Annotated in this window: 1 protein-coding gene; it reads right to left on the minus strand. The window is 54.9% G+C overall.

The features are described 5' to 3' along the window. Nucleotides 1-255: efflux RND transporter permease subunit (locus ACYP03_RS26960; RefSeq protein WP_459782800.1), on the minus strand; the 255-nt coding region annotated here is incomplete at both ends.

The following is a 255-nucleotide window of genomic DNA, read 5'->3' on the forward strand; positions in this document are numbered from 1 at the left end:
AGGCACAAAGCTCAGGGTGATAATCAGCAACGAGAAAAACAAAGGCGCACCGACCTCTTCCGCCGCTTTGCCGATCACCTGCCAGCGGTTCTCATCTGTCAGCGGTGTCCGCTCAATGTGTTTGTGCACATTCTCAATCATGACAATCGCCCCATCGACCATCGCCCCGATGGCAATCGCAATGCCGCCGAGCGACATGATATTGGCGTTGATCCCCTGCCAGTGCATCACAACAAACGCCGCTAAAATGCCGAC

It is taken from the genome of Photobacterium sp. R1, assembly GCF_054600795.1.